Source organism: Bifidobacterium saguini DSM 23967 (genome assembly GCF_000741715.1).
Classification (GTDB): domain Bacteria; phylum Actinomycetota; class Actinomycetes; order Actinomycetales; family Bifidobacteriaceae; genus Bifidobacterium; species Bifidobacterium saguini.
The window spans coordinates 11,559-35,274 of sequence record NZ_JGZN01000017.1; the positions used below are offsets into that span (position 1 = coordinate 11,559).

Consider the following 23,716-nt stretch of genomic DNA (forward strand, 5'->3'; position numbering starts at 1 on the left):
GGGCGAGGCTGGAACAGCCAAACGCCAGGAAGAGAAACATACGCATGGTCGAATCGAAAACAGCCGCCAGCAGCGGTACTACTAGCGCGGCAAACGCTCCGGGCAGCGGTTCTGGCGAGCTTAAATCCGTAGAAAGCTTGGATCACAACAATGAGATGGCTCGAGGCCTGAACAATCGCCACGTACAGTTCATCGCCATCGGCGGCACCATCGGTACCGGCCTGTTCTTGGGGTCGGGCAAATCGATTGCGTTGACTGGTCCGAGCATCGTGTTCGTGTACATCGGTGTGGGCATCATCATGTTCCTTTTGATGCGCGCCATCGGCGAGCTGATGTACCGCGACCCGAGCCAGCACACGTTCATCAACTTCATCACCCGCTACCTTGGCAACGGTTGGGGCAAGTTCGCCGGCTGGTCGTACTGGATTGTGCTTGTGCTCATCGGCATGAGCGAAATCACGGCCGTCTCGACGTATTTCATCACATTCTTCGATACGTTCGGTATGGATCTTTCGCATTGGAAGTGGCTGATTGAGCTGTGCTTCCTTGCGGCGCTCGTGACTATTAATTTGATTGCCGTCAAAGCGTTCGGTGAGGCTGAATTCTGGTTCTCGATGATTAAAATCACCCTGATTTGCGCGATGATTGCCACCGCTGTGGTCATGGTGGTGATTGGCTACCATTACGATGCCGTGCAAATCACTGGTCAAGACGGTGTTTCGCCTGCAGGCCATGCTGGACTCGACAACATCACCAATAACTTCTCGATTGCGCCGAACGGCTGGCTGAGCTTCCTGATGAGTTTCCAGATGGTGTTCTATGCCTACGAAATGATTGAGTTCGTGGGTGTGACCGTTTCCGAAACGCAGAACCCGCGCAAGGTGTTGCCGAAGGCTGTGAACGAGATCATTATCCGCGTGCTCATCTTCTACGTGGGCGCACTGCTGGCCATTATGGCGATTGTGCCGTGGACCACGTTCAAGCCGAACAAGGACGGCTCCTTCGCATCCCCGTTCATCATGGTGTTCCAGTATGCCGGCCTCAAGTGGGCTGCCGCGCTCGTGTTCTTCGTGGTGATCACTGCAGCGTCTTCTGCGTTGAACTCGCTGCTGTACTCCGCTGGGCGCCACCTCTACCAGCTGGCTGCAGACTCCGAATCGCCTACATTCCAGAAGATCGGCGTGGTCTCCAAGCGCCAAGTTCCGGCCCGCGCAATCCTGGTGTCTGCGGCACTGATTCTGCTTTCTCCGATCATCAACTCGATTCCTGGCATTTCCAGCGCGTTCGTGCTGTTCGCCTCCGCCTCCAGCGCCGTGATCGTATTCATTTACGTGCTCACAATGGTGGCTCACCGCAAGTACCGTCGCTCCGCCGACTTCATCGCCGACGGCTTCGTGATGCCGGCTTGGAAGGTGCTCAATACCTTGGCGATCGCGTTCTTTGTGTTCGTCTACTGCACGCTGTTCCTCGCGGACGATACGCGAGGTTCCGCCATCGCCGGCTTGGTATGGCTGGTGGTGTTCGGCGGGTACTGCCTGCTGCACGACCGCTTCCAGAACCGCGATTTGAAGGAAGCGTTGAGCAAGTAAACCTGCTAGCTTGTTACGCTCATAAAAATCGGCTTCACGTTCGTTCGTGAGGCCGATTTTTGTTTGCGATTGATATGCTTGCCGGGTCAGCTGTGTACTGGGCGAGCCGAGTACTGCAATGCTCCATGCACCAGTGCAGACGTGAAATGCATATTGCACATGCCTGCTTCTTCTGCTTCATGTGTGCAGCCGGCTATGCTGCAGAGCAGCACCTTATGAGTACGATTCATCATGGTCCCCCTTCATTGGAGATGGCTTCAGCGCCATCATGTAGCTTTCAGCATAGACGTAGTTCGTTACAAACGCTAGAAAATAAGGCGTTTCTGCCTTGGATGTGTGGTTGTGGGTGCTTATTGAGACATGCGGAACAGCAATGCTGCATCTTATACACTTTTGTTTATAGTGTGAGATATTATTGGTGGCGGTTGCGGGCGGTGTGGTGCTGAGCTCAGTAATGGCTGCGTCTGCATCTGGATTGTGTATTTACGGTTCTGTATGCAAAGGAGGCATACCGTGGGCTATGAGGAAGAGGCGGTGGATGAGCTGTGGCGCGATGTGTGGTGCCACCGGTCTCAGGTGCAGCGCGACCTCAATCATGGTGCGGGTGAGTCCTTTGTGATTCGCATGCTGGCCCATCGGGGCACCTCGTCTCCCTCGCAGATTGCCGATGCCATGCATGTGACGAGTGGACGCATCTCCGCGGTTCTGTCCGCATTGGAGAAAAAAGGCCAGATTGTGCGGTCTGTGGATCCTCAAGATCGTCGTGCAGTGCGCGTGGAGCTCACTGATGCGGGCCGGGAGCGTGGGCGTAAGGACATGCAGGAGATGCGTAGCGCCATTTGCTGGATTTTCTCGCAGATGGGGGAGCGGCGCACGCGAGAATTCGTGGACTTGGCGCGCGAATTCTCCGTCTACATGTCGCTATGCAAGCCGGGCAAGCCTCGGCCTACTCCTGAGGAAGTGCGCAAGGCGTTCGAGAAGGATTCCAGAGATTCGTAAAGCACGCGTAACGCCATTCATCGCAGGCTAAGCGCATCCTGATTCTGCTCATAGTGAATTTTTGGATGCCGTTCAGTCGCACATAATATCTTACAGTGTAAGTAATAAATACTAGAAATAATTAAGTACTTTGATTGCTTCCCTGGGGCAGCAATCTCAATAATCAACAACGCAAGGGGAAACAATGCTTCGCATCATGAAATATCTCTCCAAAGCGGAGATAGGCCAGATGCTGCTCGCACTGGTGACCATCGTGGGGCAGGTCTTCTTCGACCTGAAACTGCCCGATTACATGGCAGACATCACCACGTTGGTTGAAACACCGGGCAGCAATATGCAAGACATTTGGATTGCGGGCGGCAAAATGCTGCTCATATCACTCGGCTCCGTAGCATGCGCCATCATCACCGGCTACATCGCCGCACGCGTCGGGTCCTCGTTCACGCAACGTTTGCGCTCACTGGAATTCCGCCAGGTCGAATCATTCGGCCCGGCCGAAATGAACCACTTCTCCACCGCGAGCCTCATCACCCGCTCCACCAACGACATCACACAGATTCAGATGTTCATCACTGTTGGCTTGCAGCTGATCGTCAAATCGCCGATCATGGCGGTCTGGGCCGTGGCCAAAATCGCGGGCGAAGGCTTCGAATGGACGCTGGCCACTGGCATTGCCGTTGTGATTCTGCTGGCTGCCATCACGGTGATGATGGCTATGGTTATGCCCAAGTTCAAGGCCATGCAAACCCTCACCGACAACATCAACCTGGTCGCCCGTGAGAACCTCACCGGTCTCAAAGTCGTGCGCGCCTACAATGCCGAGGATTATCAGGAAACCAAGTTCACCAAGGCGAACAAGGAACTCACCGAAACCCAGCTGTTCACCAACCGAACTATGGCTTTCATGATGCCGTTGATGAACACCATCATGAACGGCCTGATGCTCGCCGTCTACTGGATTGGCGCCTATTTGATTAATGCCGCTGCACTCACCGACAAACTCACCCTGTTCTCCAACATGGTGGTTTTCTCCAACTATTCCGTGCAGGTCATCATGAGCTTCCTCCTGATGAGCATGGTGTTCGTGCTTTGGCCTCGTGCCGACGTGTCCGCACAGCGCGTGCTCGAAGTGCTCGATACTGAGCCGATGGTGGAAAACGGCACTAAGACCGCTGCCGACATCGCCAAAACCGGCCAGCACGGCACTGTGGGGTTCAAGAACGTGAGCTTCACCTACCCAGATTCGCGCGAAGCCATGCTTGAGAACATCAGCTTCAGCGCCAAGGCTGGGCAGACGGTCGCGTTTATCGGCTCCACCGGTTCAGGCAAATCCTCACTAATCAATCTAGTCCCGCGTTTCTACGACGCCACCCAAGGCCAGGTGCTGGTCGACGGCGTGGACGTGCGTGACTACGACCTCAAGACCCTGCGTGACAAGATCGGCTATGTGCCACAGCGGTCGGTGCTGTTCAAAGGCACTGTGGCCTCCAATGTGAGCTACGGCGACAAGCCGGGCGACTCCAAGGCTGCCGAACGTGCCGGCATATCCGCGGAACAGATGAGCCGCATCAAAGCGGCTGCCGACGTGGCACAAGCCAGTGAATTCGTCAACCGTATGGACGGCGGATTCGAAGCATCGATCGCACAGGGCGGCTCCAATGTCTCCGGCGGCCAAAAGCAGCGTCTCTCCATCGCGCGTGCAGTCTATCGTCACCCGGAAATCCTGATTTTCGATGATTCGTTCTCCGCGCTGGACTTCAAAACCGACCGCGAAGTGCGCGAAGCGCTTGCCTGCGAAGCCAAGGACTCCACCAAACTCATCGTGGCCCAGCGCATCGGCACCATCATGAACGCCGACCTGATCGTAGTGCTGGACGACGGCAAAATCGTCGGCCAAGGTACCCACAAAGAACTCATGGAAACCTGCGAGGTCTACCAGCAGATTGCCGAATCCCAGCTCAGCAAAGCCGAGCTGATGGCCTGACCAAAAGAGTCAACGAAAGGACTTACCAATGCCAAGAGGACCTATGGGGCACGGGCCGGGCGCAGGACGCACGGTCGAAAAGCCCAATGATTTCGGCAAAGTCATGGGCAAACTCGTTGCCTACTGCCGTAACTACATTCCAGTCATCATCATCGCACTCATCTTGGGTGCAGCCGGCACCGTCTGCCAAATCATCGGGCCAGACAAGCTCAAAGACATGACCAATGCCATCGTCAAAGGCCTGCCCGCCATCGTGAACGGACGTCCGGTCATGCGTGCGATCGACCTCGCTGAAGTCGGGCGCATCGCCTGGCTGCTGGTCGCCCTGTACGTGGGTTACGCCGTGCTCAGCTACATCCAAAGCTGGATGATGGCCAACGTCACCCAGCGCACGGCCCAACGTTTGCGCGAATCCATCTCCATCAAAATCAACAAACTGCCGCTCAAGTACTTCGACAAAGTCAGCTACGGCGACGTACTTTCCCGCATCACCAACGATGTGGACGCCATCGGCCAGACGCTGGGGCAGAGCCTCGGCTCGCTGATTACTTCGGTGACACTGTTCGTGGGTGCGCTCGTCATGATGTTCTACAACAACGTAATCATGACACTGTGCGCCATCGGAGCCAGTCTGCTCGGTATGGTCTTGATGATGCTGATTATGAAGGCTTCGCAGAAGTACTTCGCGCAGCAGCAAGCTGCACTGGGTGACGTGAACGGTCACGTGGAGGAGATGTACGCCGGGCACGTGATTGTGAAGGCGTACAACGGCGAAGCTGATTCGATTCGCCGCTTTGAGAAGTACAACGCGGATCTGTACGAATCCGGCTGGAAGTCGCAGTTCCTCTCCGGCCTGATGATGCCGCTCATGAACTTTGTGGGCAACTTCGGCTACGTGGTGGTGTGCGTGGTGGGCGCGGCGCTCGCTATGGATGGGCAGATTGAATTCGGCGTGATCGTGGCGTTTATGATGTACATCCGCCTGTTCACCCAGCCGCTCTCCCAGTTTGCGCAGGCCTTCCAGAATCTGCAGCGTTGCGCGGCCGCCGCCGAGCGCGTGTTCGGCTTCCTCGAGGAGCCGGAAATGGCCGACGAATCCGCCAAGCCGGCGTTGCTGGGGTCGGATGGGCATAAGGTTCGTGGCGACGTGGAATTCAGCCATGTGCAGTTCGGCTATGAGCCGGGCAAGCCGATTATCCATGATTTCTCGGCCTCCGTGGCGGCTGGCCAGAAGGTGGCCATCGTGGGTCCGACCGGCGCGGGCAAGACCACGATGGTGAACCTCTTGATGCGCTTCTACGAAATCTCCGGGGGCTCGATTTCCATTGATGGTGTGGACACCGCAAGCGTGCCGCGTTGGAATGTGCACGACCAGTTCTCGATGGTGCTGCAGGACACGTGGGTATTCCGTGGAACAGTTCGTGAAAACATCGCATACGCGCAGCCAGGCGTGACCGATAAGCAGATTGAGGACGCTTGCAAGGCTGTCGGCTTGGACCACTTCATCCGCTCCTTGCCGCAAGGCTATGACACGGTTCTGGACGATAAGTCTTCGCTCTCGGCGGGTCAGAAGCAGCTGCTGACGATTGCTCGCGCAATGGTGCAGGATGCCCCGATCCTGATTCTCGACGAGGCGACCTCTTCCGTGGATACTCGCACGGAAGAGCTGATTCAGAAGGCTATGGATGCGCTAACCGTGGGCCGCACGTCGTTCGTGATTGCGCACCGACTCTCCACCATTCGCGACGCCGACATGATTCTCGTCATGAACCACGGTGACGTGATTGAGCGCGGCACTCATGAGGAGCTGCTTGCGGCGGGCGGGTTCTACGCTGATCTCTACAACTCCCAGTTCACTCTCACCAGCTGATGGAATTTGTGCGCCACGGTAGCGCATTGAGGGCCGATTTGCGCTGCTGTGGCATTGCCGCGTGCCACAGCAGCGCCATTTGAGCCCTAATTACAGAGGCGTGGCGCAAAAATCGCTGAAATCCGGTGAGTTTATGCGGGCGGATGTGCCATGCGACTGCAATTTGGGTGTATTTGCATTGGTGTGACATTAAGACTGGGGATGAGGCCGCAAAACCGGTCGTTGCACTCTCGTTCCTCCCATTTATGCCGTGAAAAAGCCGCCCGGGAAGTTTGGGGACTGGGCGGCGGCGCGGTCAGCGCGGAGTATCGCGCAATCAAAATCAAAATACCGGCGTAATTGCTCGGCTGGAGTAGTGAATAGGGCGGTGGCCAAGCCGTCGGCGATGGCGGTTGGACGTGACACGCTGCCGTCGAATTGATTTACAGCAACCCATGTGGCCGCAACGTCATCGACAGGCAGCCCATCGATGGCATTGAGGAGATGATGCAGCTGATGCCCGGCCGCCTCGCCCCAATGGCGGCGGCTGGGTGAGCTTGCGCAGAATGCGCCATCGCTCACAGCTGCTGTGCCCACTGCACTACTCGGATCTGCCGGATCCTCAAGTGCAATGGTGACGGGCTCGGCCATGTGAATCAACAAATCGCCGCCCGCGTCAATCACAAAGGCATCAGTATGCGATGCCAGTACTCCCGCAATCAAATCCACTAGATATCCCTTTCCGCATGCGCCAAAATCAAGCGCGACCGGGCGGTGTGTGACCAGCGTAGTGCCGTGGCGTTCCACGTCATTGCGCCATGTTGGGCGGCCATGAATCGAGCCGAGATGCCCACCATCATTCCCCAAAGTATCTGGCGCAACGGTAAACGAATATTCGGCGTCATAGCCCAGACGAATCAAATCCTCGCCAACGCACGGGTCAATGGCCCCCTCGGTGGCTTCAAACAGTCGGTCATACAAATCGAACAAGCCGGTGCACCAATCGGGAAAATCAAACGCGCCGCCATGCTCGGCCGTGCGCATCTGAGACACCGGCGAATGCGGTCGGAAACGGGAAAGTGCGGATTCGTAGATGTCAATGAAGATGTCGATGGCATCGTACAGCGAGATAGTTTGGTCGGAGTTGGACTCTGATGCAGCCGCATCGTTGCCGCTGAACAACAGTGGGGGCACAGTAATGGGGGTTTCTGCGGATGCTGTGGATTGCACTATCAGCCCTGTGCCAAGGGCGTGCGGGAATGCCATCGTGTACGGCAGCTGTTCATCGAGACTGGTCATGGCTACTATCGTAATGGGCATGAGTGTTGGCTGAATTTGCAGTGATACACTGCTATTGACATAGCGTCAACAAGGAGGTTTGGCTATGAGCGGTTCTGATCGAATTTCCATTGATGCGCAAGCCGGTGCATCGGCGATTTCGACAATCAAAGACTTACCCATCGCCAAAGTATGGGCGTTCGCGGTCGGCCAGTTCGGCTGGGCGCTACTTTCTGGCATCATTTCAAACTGGCTTGTGTACTTCTATCAGCCTGATCAGGAAACCATCTCACAAGGCCAAACTGTATTCGTGCCTCAAGGCTTGGTAGTACTCGGCATCGTGACCGTGGTGGGCGGTATTACCGCGTTCGCGCGATTCTTTGACGCATTCGTAGACCCAGCTGTAGCCTCACTCTCCGACCGGTGCAATGCCAAAGCCGGCCGCCGCATGCCTTTTCTGAAATTTGCGGCCGCACCGCTGGCCATCATCACCGTGCTCGTGTTCTGGAGCCCGATTAATGGCACAAGCTGGATTAATGGCGCGTTCCTGTTCGTCACTGTGATTGGCTACTACATTGCGCTTACGTTCTACTGCACCCCATACAACGCGTTGATCGCCGAGCTTGGGCATGATTCCAAGCAGCAGCTCACCATCTCCACCGCGATTTCATTCACCTGGGTGGCCGGCACTGCCATCGCTTATGTTGCGCCAGTGATTTGGGGTGGATTGGTGCCAGATCTCGGTCGCATCACTGCCATTCGTGTGACCTTCACCATCATGGCCGCCGTGGCGTTCGTGTGCATGCTGGTGCCGCCACTCGCCATTCGTGAGAAGGACTACGTCAACTCCCAGCCAACCTCTGAATCCACGATTGAATCCCTGAAGCAGACCTTTGGCGACGGCGAATTCCGTAAATTTGTCTGCTCGGACGTGGTGTACTGGGTGGCCATCACCACCTTCCAAACCGGCCTGCCGTTCTTCGTCACGAGTTTGTTGAAGCTGCCGGAAACCACTACGACCATATACTTCGTACTGATGACTGGCGTTTCCGTGCTGTTCTATGTGCCGGTCAATATTTTGGCCAATAAGGTCGGCAAGAAGAGGCTGCTGCTGGTGGCCTTTGTGATTTTCACCTGCGCGTTTGCCTTCGCTGGCGCACTTGGTTCAGGTGCTCTCGGCTTCCTGCCGGCAATGGCGCAGGGCTTGATTCTTTCGGTGGTGGGTGCCATCCCGATGGCGGCGTTCGGTATTCTGCCGCAGGCCATCGTGGCGAATATTGCGGACGCCAGTTCGAAGACCACTGGTCAGGATCGCCAAGGCATGTTCTATGCGGCCCGTACTTTTGCGATGAAAATGGGTCAGTCTGTAGCCATGCTGCTGTTCACCGGTGTTTCCACCATCGGCATGGCATCCGGTGCCGGCTACCGTATCGCAGCCGTATGCGCCGCGGTATTGTGCGGCTTGGGCGGCATTGTGTTCGCGTTCTACAACGAGAAGAAAGTGCTCACGGTACTCGAACAGTAACACCGAGCCTCATACGGCTTCCCAGAACGTGCATGCCGTTGGGGAAGCCGCATGGCCTTGAATTGCGTTTGACGGCACATCGTACTATATTTATGCGAGTTGCTTTGCGCAGCAGGGCAACAATCCAAGGGGCTGTAGCTCAGTTGGTAGAGCGCTTCGTTCGCATCGAAGAGGTCGCGGTTTCGACTACCGTCAGCTCCACTTGGGTCGCTTGCATTCATTCCACCGCGAGCGGCCCTTTTCTTTTTTCTTCTGATTTCTGATTGTGATTGTCAATCGAGCGATTAACTCCGTGGGGTGGGGAATACTGGAGATATGACAAGCGCAGAGAACATGGCAGACGAGATGATTGAGCAGACCGCTGAGGAGCAGACGGTGCTGGCCACGGGAAATGCCGCTGAGAGCGCGGACTCTCAGGCTAATGAAACTAGTGCGGTGGATGCGCGTGCTGCAGCGGTAAACATTCCAACCGGCACTGTGGTACTTGCTGCTACGCCTATCGGCAATATTGGTGATGCTTCCGCCCGCCTAGTAGCGCTGCTGGAACGTGCGGATATCGTGGCCGCGGAAGACACCCGCCGACTCTACGATTTGGCCCGTCGCCTTGGCGTTTACGTATCCGGTCGAGTGGTGGCCTATCACGATCACAACGAACGCAGCAAGGCCGATGGCTTGCTTGATCAAGTGGAAACCGGCGCAACCGTGCTCGTGGTTTCCGATGCGGGCATGCCGACCATCAACGATCCCGGTCTTGCTATCGTGCGCCGCGCCATCGAACGCGGCCTGCCGGTAACCTGTGCGCCCGGTCCCTCTGCAGTATTGGACGCGCTCGCGCTCTCCGGTCTGCCTACTGATCGCTTCTGCTATGAAGGATTCCTGCCGCGCAAACATTCTGAACGTGTGCAGGCATTGCGCGCGTTGCTGCCCGAGCGTCGCACCATCGTGTTCTATGAAACGCCTCATCGCATCGCCGATTCGATGGATGACCTGCTGGATGCGTTCGGCCCGAACCGTCCGATGGCATTGTGCCGCGAACTCACCAAAGATTATGAGCAGGTGCGCCGCGGTTCGATTGGCGAGATTCGTCAAAGCGTGATTGATGAGCCGCCGCGCGGTGAAATGGTACTGGTGATTGGTGGTGCTTCCGATGAGGAAGCGGAAGCCGCCGCGCCTAATTCCTTAAGCGTTGAAGATTTGGCTGTGCTGGCCATCGACCGAGCATTGGAAGATGGATTGCGCATTAAAGACGCGATTGCGCAAGTAGTGCAGGAGCATCCGCTGCCTGACGGTTCATTGGCAAACCGCAAGCAAGTGTATGCGGCTGTGCTTGAGATGAAGAGCTGACAGTCGTTCATTCATCATCGCTATTATTTTCCAGCGATTCGAGCAGTACCTCCAACGCCTGCCGAACTCCTGGCCCACCTGCCTGCGAGATGAATTCGAGCAGACTGGCATCGGCGGCTGGATTCGCTACAATCCAGCGACGCAATTGCGGCACATGCTGTGCGATATGCCAGAGCACGTCAATATCCGTATCTGGCGAACAAGCCACTTGAGGATTCAAAACGATGGGTGGAGCCGGAGGCGTAGTCAAGTCTGCAATTGGTGATGATTGTGTCTCAGTTTCCGGTTCAGGCAACCGATGCGCGCGCTGCAGTTTGCGCAGTCGCCGGGTAGCCGGCAGCTGTTGTATGGTTTGCAGCCAACTGCTCATACATATCGTCCCGCCGTCACATTATTGATTTCCCGCTGAATCGCATCAAAAAATTCCCGCGCGCGGCCTGCGTACTTATGATGCCGATGTTCTTTGATGATCTGCAGGCAATCATTGGGGCGAAATTCATAAGCGGACATGAGCTGACACACCAGATTATTCAGGGTTGATGGATCCGGCTCATCATCAGGTGCCATAACAAGATCGCAAGCGGTTCGTGCCGGCGTGGTAATGGTCAACGGGCCGACTTTAATGATCTGTTCCGGCAATGTAAGCCGCTTGAATACACGAATTCGCCGCCCGGCGCATGATGATCGGAAATGAGACGTGGAAATAACGTCGATAGTGTCCGGGAAGTCGGTGCCGCCTAGCCAAACCCAGGCGGCCGTGCGTGTGCATGCCACAGTGCCGAATGGGGCGATTGCTGCGACGATGGAAGCGCGCCCATACAGTGTGCTGGCATGCTCAGACCAATACGCAGAGGATTCGTCGAGCTTGCTGACTGTGCCGAATTCAGCCAGCCAGTTCATGCTGAGTGGGCCAGGCAGGTCTCCGGTATGCAGCAATGGCGGAATGGTCGGCTGCGTGACTCCGGCGGAGGCGGCAGTTGACGCGATGATGCGTGCGGCGTTCGTCTTTGAACGAGATGTAGTGCTCATGCTCCTTACCGTGGCACAATCTCGTTGTAAGCGCCACCGACTTTGCGAAAACGGTGGATAAGTGGATAACTTATGCCAGTTCGCGCGGATTGTGGATAACGGTGGATAACTCGCGTGGTCCTGGGAGTAAGGACGGGCTTCGCCCGCGGCTTTCTGGCTTGACTGTCGTCGAGCACACGTTCGCTGGACAGCCCACTGGGCTGTCCCTAATGCGGCGTGGTCCCGCAATTATGGTCAGGCTTCGCCTGCGTTTTTCTGGCTTGACTGTCGTCGAGCACACGCCTACAAACAGCCCACCGGGCTGTTTGCTTAACGGCGTGTCCCCTGTACGCCCGATAATCGGGGTTTATGAGTCATGTTTTGGTGAATGTTGCTTGGCCGTATGCAAACGGCCCCCGTCATATTGGCCATGTCGCCGGCTTTGGTGTGCCGTCCGACGTCTACGCGCGCTACGAGCGCATGAAGGGCAACGACGTGCTTATGGTCTCCGGTACCGATGAGCACGGCACCCCGATCCTCGTGGAAGCCGAAAAGGAAGGCCTCTCCGCACAGGAGCTAGCCAACCGCTACAACCGCGTGATCGCCAAGGATTTGTGCGATCTCGGTCTGAGCTACGACCTGTTCACTCGCACCACCACCGGCAATCACGAGCATGTGGTGCAGGAGATGTTCAAGCAGTGCCTGAAGAACGGCTACATCTACAAAGGCACCCAGCAGGTGGCTATCTCCCCATCCACCGGCCGTACCCTGCCGGACCGTTACATTGAAGGCGAATGCCCGATCTGCCACGCCGAAGGCGCTCGTGGCGACCAGTGCGATGCTTGCGGCAACGAGCTCGATCCGGACGAGCTGATCAACCCGGTTTCCAAGATCAACGGTGAAACTCCGCGCTTCGAACAGACCGAACATTTCTTCCTTGACCTGCCGGCGCTTGCCGAAGCCAACAAGGCATGGCTGGAGACCCGTAAGGGCTGGCGTACCAACGTTATCAACTTCTCCCTTGGTCTGTTCAAGGAAGTTAAGCCGCGCGCCATTACCCGCGACATCGACTGGGGTATCCCGGTGCCGGTTAAAGACTGGATCGACAACCCGAACAAGAAGTTGTACGTGTGGTTCGACGCTGTGATCGGCTATCTGTCCGCATCCATCGAATGGGCCCGCCGCCAGGGCGATCCGGAGAAGTGGCGCGAATGGTGGAATGATCCGAGCTGCCCGGCCTACTACTTCATGGGCAAGGACAACATCACCTTCCACTCTCAGATCTGGCCTTCCGAAATGCTGGCCTACAACGGTCAGGGTTCCAAAGGCGGCGAAACCGGCCCGATGGGTCCGTTGAACATGCCTGAGCAGGTTGTGGCCTCCGAGTTCATGACTATGGAAGGCAAGAAGTTCAGCTCTTCTCGCGGCATCGTGATCTACGTGAAGGACATTCTCGCCCGCTACCCTGTGGACGCTGTGCGCTACTACATTTCCGTAGCTGGTCCGGAATCCTCCGATTCTGACTTCACTTGGGCCGAGTTCGTGCGTCACAACAACGAAGAGCTCGCCTCCTCTTGGGGCAACCTGGTGAACCGCGTGGCCAACCTGATTAACAAGAACTTCGGTGAGATTCCGGCTTTGGACGAGAACTCCATGACCGACGAGGATCGCGGCCTGCTGGAGGAAACCGCTGCCGCATTCGACGTGGTCGGCTCCTCCATCGAGTCCCATCACCAGAAGCACGCACTGGCTGAAGCTATGCGTATCGTTGGCGACATCAACAAGTACATTTCCGCCACCGAACCGTGGAAGATTAAGGACGACCCGGCTCGCCTCGGTACTGTGCTGCATGTGGCTGCCCAGGCTGTCTCCGATGCAAACCATCTGCTCGCACCGTTCCTGCCGCATTCCGCTCAGAAGGTGTGGGAGGCTCTTGGCGGCACCGGTACGTTCTCCCCGCTGCCTGAGTTGCGTGAAGTCGAGGACCTCGACAAGCCTGGCTTCAAGTACCCGATTATCACCGGTGACTACAAGCTCGGTGTGAACGTGCACCCGTGGAAGAGCGAGCCGATTGAAGTCGGCGCTGTGGTGCCGAAGCCGAAGCCGATCTTCGCCAAGATCCCGACCGAGGCTGTGGAAGAGGAGCTGGCTCGCTTCGACGAGGCACTGGCTGCTCGCCGCGCTGCCGAAGCCGAGCGCCTGGCTGCTGAAAAGGCCAAGCTGGCTGCCGAGCAGGCTCAGTGAGGATCAATATAACGAGTTCTTTGGAACTGAACTAGCGAATGCCGTGGATGCTGATACAGCTCCACGGCATTTTTGCTGATTGGGCAATCGGCGCTGTTGTGATGGGTAGCGTCACAAAGCCAACACAGTTTGCCAAGAAAACTCTCAGAAAAGCACATCGTATCGCCAAGGAATGGGCGGTTATATAGAACATGTCAACGGATGAAGTTCATACCGATGGCGAGGTTTTTCAAACCCCATAACTGAACCCTTCTTCTCTCTTCTCTCTCACCCGGCGCTTCTCACGCCGGGTTTCTTTTTTGGCATGAAGCCCGACGCGCTGCCGACGGTATCTAATACCCCCTTAGGAGGCAGATCTATGCTTTAAGGGCATAGGTTATCTGCTGAAATACGTGAGTGCTGTCTCGGTTGCCGAACGAACCGGTTTATGCGCGAACCGTGCCATTTTTCCTTGTCCCGGTAATTCATTTTGAATCTTTTTTGAGGAACCGAGACAGATTTCGACTTAAATCAAATCAACTCGATTACGCACGTCAAAAGAAAAAGCTTGAAATTTCAACGTTTTGGATTGTTGGTGTTCTCGTTGCTCAGGCAATATAGTCATATAGATTGTCTCGGTTGCTTGTAAAAGGGCGTAATTGCGAACCGGGACAGCAGGAAATGTCCCGGTTGCCCCGTTAATCGATTGACACAACTACCGAGACATGAACTTGGTCATATCCGGTCCTCGTTCAGGACATATACGGATATGCGCATTGAGATCAAGCCTGGTGCTCAAGTTTTGAGCTATTGCTTCTGCTTGCGCTGAGCAATTTGCGCGAGTGGAGTTTCGGTCACGGTGAAATTCGTGGAAGCCCCTCGTAACGTTAGTTGTCTGGCGGCATGATAAGCGAGCTCGGCTCGAGACGGCTCGTCGGCCAGATTCGAGGCGGTTGCGATAATGACAACCCAATCGTGATGCCGCAATTTCTCTCGTTTCTCTTGGTCTCGACGCCATTGTGCTTTGTCGGTGCGATGCTGGTCGCCGTCGTACTCGATTGCGACGCGGAACTCAGGCCACGCCAAATCTACCGTTATAGGCGAGCCGTTTTTGAAGGTTATGCCTGGAACCACATAATTGGTCACGGACTGTGGAAGTCCATATTTGGTGGTTGTGATTCGGATCTCCGATTCTTTTGGGGAGTCTACGTATGGTGCCGTGAACTTCAATGCAAGTAAACAGGATGATTTCGCATTGAACTTCGGCATGTTTCTTATGCATGCGGCCATGTCTCGCTGTATGCCTTCGGGGTTTCGCCCGTGAGCCAGGTTTGGTTGCCGTGCTATTGCGGTAATGATTGCGTCTGCGAGGATTATGAGAGATTCAAGTGAGCAATGCGATGCGAGTTGTGCCCAAGTGTGCACTAAATCTAATGCATATACGTATTTGTTGATGCGTACATTCCTGGCCATGTGAAGCGGCTTCCAAACATGTGGGACTGTTGGCAGACTTACAGTTCGCAATCTTTTCCTGTGGGAGCTGGATACGGTATGCAAAACGGTAGCGTCCATAGCGCATCCGCTTGGTACGGGTACTGATTGCAGTAGCAATGATGTGGTCATGCCGAAGAGCAAGGGTTGTTTGATTTGCTGCGCGGCGTCGGTGCAGCGCTTGATGGTGTCACGTTTTTGTTGAGCAAGATTTTCGTGCATGGTTGCACTTGAAGTATCGGTAATGATTGTGTGCCTCGGCTGGCGATACTCCGCCTCATGGCCGAGGATGCGCTCATCTTCGAATACTCCAGATGGAGGTGTGCTGTTCATAGTGCCACGCTAACGAAGAGCGAATTTCTGCGCCACCTGAATCGACTTATGTGGTTCGAGCTTCTGTGGATAACTCGAATGTGGATAACTGAAATATCCAGCCTGGCAAATAATGGCAAAGGGCGTCCGGGTGTCTGATGGCAAATTTTGGCAATTGCTCTGGGTAATAAGCTGAAACACAGGTGTATGGATGGCCTACCGCAATTGAAGCGGTGGGAACGACGAAGCCGTACGGAAAGGACGAACGATCATGGTAGATCAGGTTATTGTCGCGGGTGCAGTTCTTGCTGCAGATTGGCAGAATGCTTTGGTCTCTACCGGCAGTACGCTGGGCAAAGCCGCCGTCGTGATGGTAGTGGTCGGTATTGGTGGTGCTGTGATCGATGCCGTTGCCCGTTACATCAAGAACCGTTTTATGTGACATATATACGGGGTGCCGCCGCTGCTTTTACTTCGCACGCATACCGGCTCAGTCTCGGCGTATATGCGCGAAACTATCCCCTCCTATCGCAAAAAGCGTGCACTGAGCGATGTTTAGTACACGCTTTCTGTGATTATTAATTATTACTTAACTGTGAAGCCTTCCTGCTGACCGTAGGTCTTGAGTGAATCGCCCCACTGCACTAAGGCATTCTGCAGTGTGATTTTGCCGTGGTATGCCTGTCCGATGGAATCGACTGCGATGGAGTTCGCGTATGCCATGTATGGCAGGTATTCGAACTTGGTACTTACGTCTTTCGAAGCTTTGGCAATTACTTGATGCGTGGCCTGCCCGCCGAAGAACGCGTCCTTTTCATTCAGCCAGTCGCTGTCTGAGAGCACGGAATTGAGCGGCGGCAGTCCACCTTGTGCAAGATTGACTTTGACGCCGCCGTCATGCGCGAACCACTCGGCAAATTCGTAGGCCGCCTTTGCTTTGGCGTCATCGGTGCCCTTGGGCAGAGCCAGTGCGCCGCCGCCATTCTCTCCGTTCGCATGTTCTCCGGCTGCGTACTGTGGCATTGGAGCGATGCGCCACGAACCCTTGGTTTGCGAGAGGTTCTTCTGCATGGAAGAGACCATCCATGCGCCGGTGAGCAAGGTGGCGATGGAGCCGTCGTCCAGCTTGCGCCACCATTCGTCGCTCCAGCCTGTGGTGGAGGTGTCGATGAGGTTGTCATCCAGCATCGGCTGCCACATGCCGGTGAATTTCTTCACGTTCTTGCCGCTAAAGTTCACGCTTACGGTAGTGCCGTCCACGTTGAATGGTTGCGCGCCCGCCTGCCAGAGCATCGAAGTGATGAAGCCGCCGTCACCCGTATCGTTGGTGATGTGTGCGCTGCCGGGCAATGCTGCAACCTTCTGCGCGGCTGTTCGGTATTCATCCCACGTGGTCGGCGCGGAAGTTACGCCCGCTTTCGCTAGCACGTCTTGGTTGTAGAACATCACCATCGGGCCGGAGGAAATCGGCAGACCGTAAGGCTCGCCGCTCACGGATACGTTATTTTGCGCGGCCTTGGTGAAGTCTCCGCGAATCTTGCTGAAACCGTAATCATTCATCGATCGCAGCTGATCCGAGATGGCGAATTGATGCACGGCGTTGTAATCGAGGTAAACCACGTCCGGAATGCCGCGGCCGGCGTTGATTGCGTTGGTCAACTGCATGTATTCGTCTTCGTTTGCGCCGGCATTGGTTACTTTGACTTTGATGTTCGGGTGGTTTTTTTCGAATGCGGTGACGAAATCATTGATGGTGGACTGCCAGGTCCACAAGGTGATTTCTGTGGTTCCGGAGCTGTTCTGCTCGCCGTTCGCTCCCGAGATACTGCCGCAGCCGGTTGCGGCAGCAATCAGGCTGAGGGCTACGGCTGTAGCAGCGGCTGTGCGAATCCTCGATAGGTGAGAGGCTTGGCGAAGCGGACGAGACATGTGCAGACACTCCGATGTTGAACTGGACAATATGCAAACTTCCGAAGGCAGAGTTTACCCATACTGCGCTCGGAGAAGTGGCCAGAACTGACATTTCTCCGATAAATGGCAAAGACTGGCAATTCTTGGGCGAAAAACATGCAGCCGCATGTGGCAAGGAATGGCAAAAACTGGCAAAGTTGCGCAAAACTTGGATGGCAAAAAACGGCAAACAAAGTCGCGCCCCTATGGTGAGCCATGTGATTCGGCACAGCACAGCGAAGAAACTGTAGCAGGCCGATGCGAAGACCAAAGAATCGATGAGGAATCGAAAGGGATTGCAATGAGGCTCAACCTCAATGGTGTGTGGGACTTCTACCCGAACGGTGGGCAGGAGCGTTTTGACATCGTCGTGCCGACTTGGTGGGACTCGTTGCCCGCCACCACCGGCTACCCGGCTGAATGGGAGAAGGGCTTGCACCACGGTGTATACGTCAAGACCGTGGATCTGCCGGAGGACATCACCGATGAGGACGTATTCCTTCACGTTGGCGCACTTGCCACGCTCGGCAAGGTATTCGTCAACGGTCAGTCCGTCGGCCCGCTGACGACCAAGGGTTACCTGATGACCCTGCTGCCGTACGACCTCGATATCAACAATGTGGTCAAGGCCGGTGCCAACGAGATTCGCATTGAAGTCTGGTCCGTCAAGGCTTTGCCGGAGGACGCGCTGGCCACTGAGGGTGGCCCTGATCGCCTGCTCTTCCCATTCGGCGTGGAAAACATCGTCGGCCGTGTAGGCATCGGCGAGGACGTTGCCATCGTCACCAAGCCGAAACTGCGCATCGATGATCTGCAGATTATGCCGGACCTCAAGAAGAACGCCGACCCGTCCGACGACGAACTCGCCGTCAACGTGACCATCGTCAACCACACTGCAGCCGATGCCGACCTGAAGCTCACCGCCGCCGTGCATCCGTTCAAGGGCGATACCGATACCGCTGCGCTCACCTTCGACCCTGCCGACGTGCACGTTGCAGCCGGCGAAAGCACGGTAGTGAAGCTCGCCAAGGGTTGGTCGACCGCTCATTACTGGTCCCGCACCGACCCATTCCTGTACACGGTGGATGCTGCCATCGCTGAAGCTGATGCCAAGCCGGTGCACGAATACTCCGACCGTTTCGGCTTCCGCCAGTTCTGGCGCGAAGGCGACAAGTACATCATCAACGGCGTCAAGATTCGCCTGCGCGGCGACTCCCTGTGCCTGCTCAACCAGGGCGACCGCGATCTGATCAACGAGATCGGCGACTCCTACGGCGTGATCCTTGACGACAACCACGCAATGGACGAAATGGCCAAGGCCTGGCTCGATGCCTACCGCCACGCCAACTGCAATATCATCCGTAACCACATTCGTTCCGTGCCATCCCATGTGCTGATGGACCATGCGGACGAAACCGGCATGCTGCTCGAAGAGGAAACCGCGTTCTGGAACCCGGGTTCTACCTCCAATGTGTCCCTCGATCCGCCGTACTACCTGAACTACTCCGACGAGGCCATCGGCTACTATACCGAATGGGTTGAGCGTTGGGTGCGCGAATACCGCAATCACCCGTCCATCGTGCTGTGGTCCACCACCAACGAGGCCTGGAACCCGAACGACGCCGAGATTCTCATTCCGCCGCTGGAAGCTGCCGCCAATCGTGAGGATCCGACCCGTCTGGTGATGAACGACGGCTTCAACAAGCCGATCACCAACGAGGACTCCCGCCACTACTTCGGCGGTTACCCCTCCGGCATGACCTCCGCGCCCGACATCTATGATCTCTACCAGATCGACGGCGACCTACCGCTCGGCGCTGGCGAAGAGTTCTCCGTCTCCACCGCAGGCATCCCGCAATACGCCGAGGACGGCACGATCAAGGACATCTACCACGGCCGCCTGAACGGCAACCCGGACACCATCTCCCGTGCCGACTTCGGCCGCGAAGTGGGCCGCGTGACCCGTGGCGTTCGTACCACGCGTATGGCCAACTGGAAGCCGTTCTGCCTGTCGATGTTCATCTACGACAACATCGAGAAGGTCATCGAGCTCGATCAGGAGCACACCAAGCACGGTCTCAACCCGAAGGCTCTGCTGCGTCCGCAATTCGACCCGACCGCCGAAGGCGACGCCCGCTGGATTGAAGGCGATGGCTACCGCTACTTCGCCAACTCCTACGCCGATGTAGCCGCATTCGACAAGGAATTCGACAAGGAGCCGCGTCTCGGCCTGCCGCACCACATCTACCAGCTTGGCACCGCATCCCAGCGCACGCTGCTCGTCTACAACGACGAGGAGATCGACGGCACTGAACTCGAGGTCCGCTGGGCGGTCTCCGCTCACAACACGCAGGATGGCACTGTTCGCGAAGTCGAATCCGGCTCCAAGACCATCACCGTGGACCACGGCGAATTCACCGAACTGCCCATCACCATCCATGTGCCCGGCGAAGTGGAAACCTACGAATCCAAGCTCATCGAAACCCTGAGCGTGGTGAAGAACGGCAAGCTCAAGTTCACCGAAGACAACTTCCTCGGCTGGATTGGCCGCCCGGCCCCCGCCAAGATTGGTGCCAGCCGCGAAGTCATCGATCTCGGCACCGTGGACTGGGTGTCCCGCAACGTCAAGCACTGCCTGCACCTGAAGCAGGAAGGCGGCGCGCTGAGCGAAAAGTGGACCGCCCGCGTGGTGGATGACGCTAATGGTTCTATCAGCTTCGAACGCCTCGCCGGCAATCTGCGCCACGAGCAGGAGCTGTTCTACACCGTGAACGTGGCCAGCCTCGAATCCGGCAAGGCATACACCGGTCAGATCGAATACACCGGCGAGAACGGCGACACTGTCACCGTTACCGTGAAGTTCACCGCTGGCAAGATGCCATGCAAGTGCCAGGCCGCCAACAAGGCCTTGGGCGCAACCGTGCGCGTCAGTTCCTCCTCCGAGCGCTACGGCTGGACCGTGGCCTCCCTGGTTGATGGTGAATTTAACGCCGATTACAACCACTTCGGCTGGTCCAGCGAACCAACCAAGGAGAACCACTCCGAATGGGTTTCCCTGAAGCTCGCCGAGCCGACCACCGTGGCTCAGGTTGTGCTTGCCCCGCGTGGCGAGAACCCTGGCGGTACCGTTGCCGAAGCCTTCCACGGCGAAGGTGAAGGCGTCGGCGGTGTGCAGGAATTCGCCGCAGGCCACCGCGCCTTTGATCCGAACCAGGGCCAAGGCTTCCCGGTCGACTTCACTATTTCCGTCTCCGCAGACGGCAACGCTTGGACCAAGGTCGTTGACAAGCATGACTATGCACTGCCCGCCAACGGCAAGCCGCGCGCGTTCGACTTCGCCCCGGTAGACAACGTGCGTTTCGTCAAGCTGGAAGCCTCCAAGCTGCGCGCCAACCCGAACGAACACGACGAGTATGCGCTGCAGCTCGTGGAAATCGCCGTTTACGCTGATGCTCACATGCCGGCTATCCCGTCCGAACCTACCGACGTGAAGGCATCCGTGCAGTCCCACGATGTGCAGGTCAGCTGGAAGTTTGCTTCCGATGGTCGCTCGCCGATTCTTGGCACCAAGCTCACCCTGACCAACGCAGCCGGCGAAATCATCCCGGCCGAAGTCACCGGAACCGACACCTACGCGCTGATCAGCGACGTGCCGGCCGGAGAATGGACCGTCACCGTGCAGGGTCGCAACGAAATCGGTGAAGGCGAAAGCGCCACGTCCCAAGTCTTCAAGGTCGGCCGCGAAACCGCCAACGAAGTTGACGATCAACTGCCGCAGCCCAAGGCTCCAGTCGCCGAATTGCTGGTGGAATCCGGTTCCGTGGCTGTCTCCTGGAATGACGTGGACATCCGCTCCGGTTTCGGCAAGGGCGGCACCAACATTCACCTGACCCCGGCTGATGCTTCTGCTGAGGCCGCACTGCCCAAGCGCGTGGCATGGACCCCGACCGGCACCACCGCCTATACCTTCACCGATGTGGCGCGCGGTACCTATCAGGTGACCATCGAAGCTACCAATGGCGAAGACAAGATTTCTCAGCCGTGTGAACCGAGTGAGCCGATCATCGTGGCCGCAGTACCCGCCAAGCCGAACAAGCCGGGCGTAACCTCCACCGCCGACACGATGAACGTCACTTGGAAGGCTCCGGCAGACGGCGGCACCGCCATCACCTCCTACGTGCTGACCCTGCGCAACCTCACCGAGAACACCGTCAAGGTGGTCAAGGCCGAGGCCAGCGAGGAAGCCAAGAGTGTATCGGGCTTGACGGCCGGCAACTACACGGCATCCGTCATCGCAGTCAATGCGATCGGCATGTCCGCAGAGTCCAGCCCATCCCTGCCCTGCCTCATTAAATAATCAAGATTTTGCCGCTGCTTCGGCTGTGGCGAACGGTGTGATGCAAGGGAAGGCTTGCATCACACCGGAAATAAATAGAAAGAACTAAGGAGTTCTCAATAATGAGCACTGCAACAGCGCAACCGGCGAAGAAGACGCCGCAAAAGCTGACTTGGCTGAACATCGTTGGCTATGGTTCCGGCGATCTTGCCAACAACATCGGCTGGCGAATGATGTCCATGTTCCTGGCCACCTACTACATCTACATGGGCATCGACCCAGTGACCACGGCTAACATCTTCCTGTTCGCCCGTTTCTTCCAGGCTGTTGTCTACCTGCTCGCCGGCAATTATGCCGACCGCGTCAAGCCGAACAAGAACGGCAAGTTCCGCCGTCTGGTGGTCATCTTTGGCGTGCCGATGATGGTTGCCATCTGCTTGATGTACACCATTCCGGCCAACGCTGAGATGGGCGTCAAGGTGGCATGGGCCATCGTCACCTACCTGCTCTACCAGCTGTTCGGTGCCCTCGGCGGCGTGCCCTACGGCGCACTGCTTGGTGCTATGACCCAGGATCAGAACGAGCGCCAGCGCCTGTCCTCCTCCCGTATGGTTGGCGGCGCTCTGTTCGGCCTGATTGTCACCTTCACCCTGGCTCCGGCTATCAACAACGTCAAGGATCAGGCTGCACTCGCTAAGCTCATGCTTCCAATCGTGTGCATCTTCTGCTTGGTCGGCGCTCTGATTTATGTCTTCCTGTACAAGACCACCATCGAGCAGATTGATGTGCCGACCCAGCCGAAGGTCTCCTTCATCGATACGCTGAAGGCCATCTTCCAGAACCCGGCCCTGCTTATCCTGTGCTTCGCAACCGGCTTCTACCTGATCGCCACCTGCGTTGGCTCCATTGGACCTATCATCGCCAAGGAAGTGCTCGCCAACGGTGCTGACGCCGGTACGCTGGCCCTCATCACCACGCTCGTCACCCTGATCAACGCCTCTATTGGTGTGATTGCCTCCCCGTTCGGCCCGGTTATCGCTCGTCACCTCGGCAAGAAGGGCGGCTGGTACCTCGGCTGCGCACTCGGCATCCTCGGTGGTGTGATGTTCATCTTCGTCACCAACGTGTGGCTGTCCCTCGTGGGCCTGGCTCTGAACGCTATCGGTGCTCAGTTCTGCGGCAACTACGTCTGGGGCATGGAAGGCGACACCGTTGAGTATTACGAGTGGAAGACCGGTAAGCGCACTGATGGTGCTGCCATGGCTGGCCTGAGCTTCTTCCGCCAGATGTTCGGCGCCCTGACCTCTTGGCTCGGCCCGGCCATCCTCGCCTTCACCGGCTACAAGTCCGGCATGAATGTGGCTCAGGATCCGACCGTTGCCGAGAACCTGCGTCTCGCTGCTGGTCTCGTGCCGCTGATTGGCTTCGTGATCTCCGCCGCGATCATGTTCTTCTACCCGGTCACCGAGGAGAAGTTCAAGCAGATCAAGGCCGAGCTCGCCGAGCGTCACGCCAAGGCCGAGGCGTGAAGCAGACAATCCGGTGGATTGTCTGTAGCCGAGGCCGAACGACGGCAGTCGTGAGGTGATACTGAGCCTGGCCGCAGGCCAGTCAGTAATTGCTGGTTGAGGCTGTCGAAGCCTGAGCATGATACGTGCTGCCTCCCTCTGTTGAGGGAGGTGTCAGCGAAGCTGACGGAGGGAGAGTAGCGCGGCGAAGCCGCACAGAAACAGCGTCGGCGTTAAGCCGATACCGTATTCCAAGGCGAGCCGCTCTCCGCATGATTTCTCTGGCTCCCCTCTGAAGAGGGGAGCTATTCCTATATATA

Annotated in this window: 17 protein-coding genes and 1 tRNA gene; 12 read left to right on the forward strand and 6 right to left on the reverse strand. The window is 56.8% G+C overall.

Features of this window, described 5'->3' with window-relative positions; all coding sequences use genetic code 11:
• Positions 1-44: 44 nt before the first annotated feature.
• On the forward strand, positions 45-1,589 hold the full coding sequence (locus BISA_RS10545; RefSeq protein ID WP_101625126.1) for an amino acid permease: 1,545 nt from the start codon (positions 45-47) through the stop codon (positions 1,587-1,589).
• Positions 1,590-1,675: 86 nt separating this feature from the next.
• Here BISA_RS10545 and BISA_RS12995 read toward each other — a convergent pair whose 3' ends face one another.
• A complete protein-coding gene (locus tag BISA_RS12995; RefSeq protein ID WP_156099609.1) occupies positions 1,676-1,822 on the reverse strand; it encodes a hypothetical protein in 147 nt (48 codons plus the stop codon).
• 280 nt (positions 1,823-2,102) lie between these two features.
• Here BISA_RS12995 and BISA_RS10550 point away from each other — a divergent pair, with 280 nt between their 5' ends.
• From BISA_RS10550 to BISA_RS10560, 3 genes are all read left to right on the forward strand, one after another.
• On the forward strand, positions 2,103-2,588 hold the full coding sequence (locus tag BISA_RS10550; protein WP_033891910.1) for a MarR family winged helix-turn-helix transcriptional regulator: 486 nt from the start codon (positions 2,103-2,105) through the stop codon (positions 2,586-2,588).
• Between the two features lie 184 nt (positions 2,589-2,772).
• Positions 2,773-4,572: an ABC transporter ATP-binding protein gene (locus tag BISA_RS10555; protein WP_033891911.1), complete on the forward strand. Its 1,800-nt coding sequence runs from the start codon at positions 2,773-2,775 to the stop codon at positions 4,570-4,572.
• Between the two features lie 28 nt (positions 4,573-4,600).
• Positions 4,601-6,442 (forward strand): ABC transporter ATP-binding protein, encoded by a 1,842-nt coding sequence (locus BISA_RS10560; RefSeq protein WP_051917543.1) that lies wholly within the window; start codon positions 4,601-4,603, stop codon positions 6,440-6,442.
• A gap of 243 nt (positions 6,443-6,685) precedes the next feature.
• Here BISA_RS10560 and BISA_RS10565 read toward each other — a convergent pair whose 3' ends face one another.
• Positions 6,686-7,720 carry an FAD:protein FMN transferase gene (locus tag BISA_RS10565; protein WP_033891913.1) on the reverse strand — a complete coding sequence of 345 codons (1,035 nt, stop codon included), beginning with the start codon at positions 7,718-7,720 and terminating at the stop codon, positions 6,686-6,688.
• Between the two features lie 85 nt (positions 7,721-7,805).
• Between BISA_RS10565 and BISA_RS10570 the strand changes: the two genes are divergently transcribed.
• The 3 genes from BISA_RS10570 (at position 7,806) to rsmI (ending at position 10,568) form a co-directional block, all read left to right on the forward strand.
• On the forward strand, positions 7,806-9,224 hold the full coding sequence (locus tag BISA_RS10570; protein ID WP_033891914.1) for an MFS transporter: 1,419 nt from the start codon (positions 7,806-7,808) through the stop codon (positions 9,222-9,224).
• 128 nt (positions 9,225-9,352) lie between these two features.
• Positions 9,353-9,425 (forward strand) — tRNA-Ala (locus BISA_RS10575).
• A gap of 114 nt (positions 9,426-9,539) precedes the next feature.
• A complete protein-coding gene (gene rsmI, locus BISA_RS10580; RefSeq protein WP_033891915.1) occupies positions 9,540-10,568 on the forward strand; it encodes a 16S rRNA (cytidine(1402)-2'-O)-methyltransferase in 1,029 nt (342 codons plus the stop codon).
• A gap of 7 nt (positions 10,569-10,575) precedes the next feature.
• On the opposite strand, the gene BISA_RS10585 is transcribed toward rsmI, so the two are convergent.
• A complete protein-coding gene (locus BISA_RS10585; protein ID WP_237746146.1) occupies positions 10,576-10,938 on the reverse strand; it encodes a variant leucine-rich repeat-containing protein in 363 nt (120 codons plus the stop codon).
• Positions 10,935-11,597 carry a hypothetical protein gene (locus tag BISA_RS10590; protein WP_033891916.1) on the reverse strand — a complete coding sequence of 221 codons (663 nt, stop codon included), beginning with the start codon at positions 11,595-11,597 and terminating at the stop codon, positions 10,935-10,937. The genes BISA_RS10585 and BISA_RS10590 overlap by 4 nt, the downstream gene beginning before the upstream one ends.
• Positions 11,598-11,945: 348 nt before the next feature.
• Here BISA_RS10590 and metG point away from each other — a divergent pair, with 348 nt between their 5' ends.
• On the forward strand, positions 11,946-13,820 hold the full coding sequence (gene metG, locus BISA_RS10595) for a methionine--tRNA ligase (protein ID WP_033891918.1): 1,875 nt from the start codon (positions 11,946-11,948) through the stop codon (positions 13,818-13,820).
• Positions 13,821-14,606: 786 nt separating this feature from the next.
• Here the strand turns inward: metG and BISA_RS10600 are convergent.
• Complete coding sequence (locus BISA_RS10600) at positions 14,607-15,623, reverse strand: hypothetical protein (protein WP_081890116.1); 1,017 nt, start codon at positions 15,621-15,623, stop codon at positions 14,607-14,609.
• Positions 15,624-15,873: 250 nt separating this feature from the next.
• Between BISA_RS10600 and BISA_RS13000 the strand changes: the two genes are divergently transcribed.
• Positions 15,874-16,044: a hypothetical protein gene (locus tag BISA_RS13000; RefSeq protein ID WP_156099610.1), complete on the forward strand. Its 171-nt coding sequence runs from the start codon at positions 15,874-15,876 to the stop codon at positions 16,042-16,044.
• 143 nt (positions 16,045-16,187) lie between these two features.
• Here BISA_RS13000 and BISA_RS10605 read toward each other — a convergent pair whose 3' ends face one another.
• A complete protein-coding gene (locus tag BISA_RS10605; RefSeq protein WP_033891919.1) occupies positions 16,188-17,531 on the reverse strand; it encodes an ABC transporter substrate-binding protein in 1,344 nt (447 codons plus the stop codon).
• A 14-nt stretch (positions 17,532-17,545) separates the two neighbouring features.
• Between BISA_RS10605 and BISA_RS13120 the strand changes: the two genes are divergently transcribed.
• The 3 genes from BISA_RS13120 (at position 17,546) to BISA_RS10620 (ending at position 23,417) form a co-directional block, all read left to right on the forward strand.
• The gene (locus tag BISA_RS13120) at positions 17,546-17,803 is read left to right on the forward strand and encodes a hypothetical protein (protein ID WP_033891920.1); all 258 of its coding nucleotides are present in this window, start codon (positions 17,546-17,548) and stop codon (positions 17,801-17,803) included.
• A gap of 50 nt (positions 17,804-17,853) precedes the next feature.
• Positions 17,854-21,909, forward strand: a complete 4,056-nt coding sequence (locus BISA_RS10615; protein ID WP_033891921.1) for a fibronectin type III domain-containing protein — start codon at positions 17,854-17,856, stop codon at positions 21,907-21,909.
• Between the two features lie 101 nt (positions 21,910-22,010).
• Complete coding sequence (locus tag BISA_RS10620) at positions 22,011-23,417, forward strand: MFS transporter (protein WP_033891922.1); 1,407 nt, start codon at positions 22,011-22,013, stop codon at positions 23,415-23,417.
• Positions 23,418-23,716 lie beyond the last annotated feature (299 nt).

What these genes read in the sequence shown, in the direction of transcription:
- BISA_RS10545 (WP_101625126.1), top strand. Translation starts at nt 45, where the DNA reads ATGGTCGAATCGAAAACAGCCGCCAGCAGCGGTACTACTAGCGCGGCA.
- BISA_RS12995 (WP_156099609.1), bottom strand. Translation starts at nt 1,822, where the DNA reads ATGATGAATCGTACTCATAAGGTGCTGCTCTGCAGCATAGCCGGCTGC.
- BISA_RS10555 (WP_033891911.1), top strand. Translation starts at nt 2,773, where the DNA reads ATGCTTCGCATCATGAAATATCTCTCCAAAGCGGAGATAGGCCAGATG.
- BISA_RS10560 (WP_051917543.1), top strand. Translation starts at nt 4,601, where the DNA reads ATGCCAAGAGGACCTATGGGGCACGGGCCGGGCGCAGGACGCACGGTC.
- BISA_RS10565 (WP_033891913.1), bottom strand. Translation starts at nt 7,720, where the DNA reads ATGACCAGTCTCGATGAACAGCTGCCGTACACGATGGCATTCCCGCAC.
- BISA_RS10570 (WP_033891914.1), top strand. Translation starts at nt 7,806, where the DNA reads ATGAGCGGTTCTGATCGAATTTCCATTGATGCGCAAGCCGGTGCATCG.
- rsmI (WP_033891915.1), top strand. Translation starts at nt 9,540, where the DNA reads ATGACAAGCGCAGAGAACATGGCAGACGAGATGATTGAGCAGACCGCT.
- BISA_RS10585 (WP_237746146.1), bottom strand. Translation starts at nt 10,938, where the DNA reads ATGAGCAGTTGGCTGCAAACCATACAACAGCTGCCGGCTACCCGGCGA.
- BISA_RS10590 (WP_033891916.1), bottom strand. Translation starts at nt 11,597, where the DNA reads ATGAGCACTACATCTCGTTCAAAGACGAACGCCGCACGCATCATCGCG.
- metG (WP_033891918.1), top strand. Translation starts at nt 11,946, where the DNA reads ATGAGTCATGTTTTGGTGAATGTTGCTTGGCCGTATGCAAACGGCCCC.
- BISA_RS10600 (WP_081890116.1), bottom strand. Translation starts at nt 15,623, where the DNA reads ATGAACAGCACACCTCCATCTGGAGTATTCGAAGATGAGCGCATCCTC.
- BISA_RS13000 (WP_156099610.1), top strand. Translation starts at nt 15,874, where the DNA reads ATGGTAGATCAGGTTATTGTCGCGGGTGCAGTTCTTGCTGCAGATTGG.
- BISA_RS10605 (WP_033891919.1), bottom strand. Translation starts at nt 17,531, where the DNA reads ATGTCTCGTCCGCTTCGCCAAGCCTCTCACCTATCGAGGATTCGCACA.
- BISA_RS13120 (WP_033891920.1), top strand. Translation starts at nt 17,546, where the DNA reads ATGTTGAACTGGACAATATGCAAACTTCCGAAGGCAGAGTTTACCCAT.
- BISA_RS10615 (WP_033891921.1), top strand. Translation starts at nt 17,854, where the DNA reads ATGAGGCTCAACCTCAATGGTGTGTGGGACTTCTACCCGAACGGTGGG.
- BISA_RS10620 (WP_033891922.1), top strand. Translation starts at nt 22,011, where the DNA reads ATGAGCACTGCAACAGCGCAACCGGCGAAGAAGACGCCGCAAAAGCTG.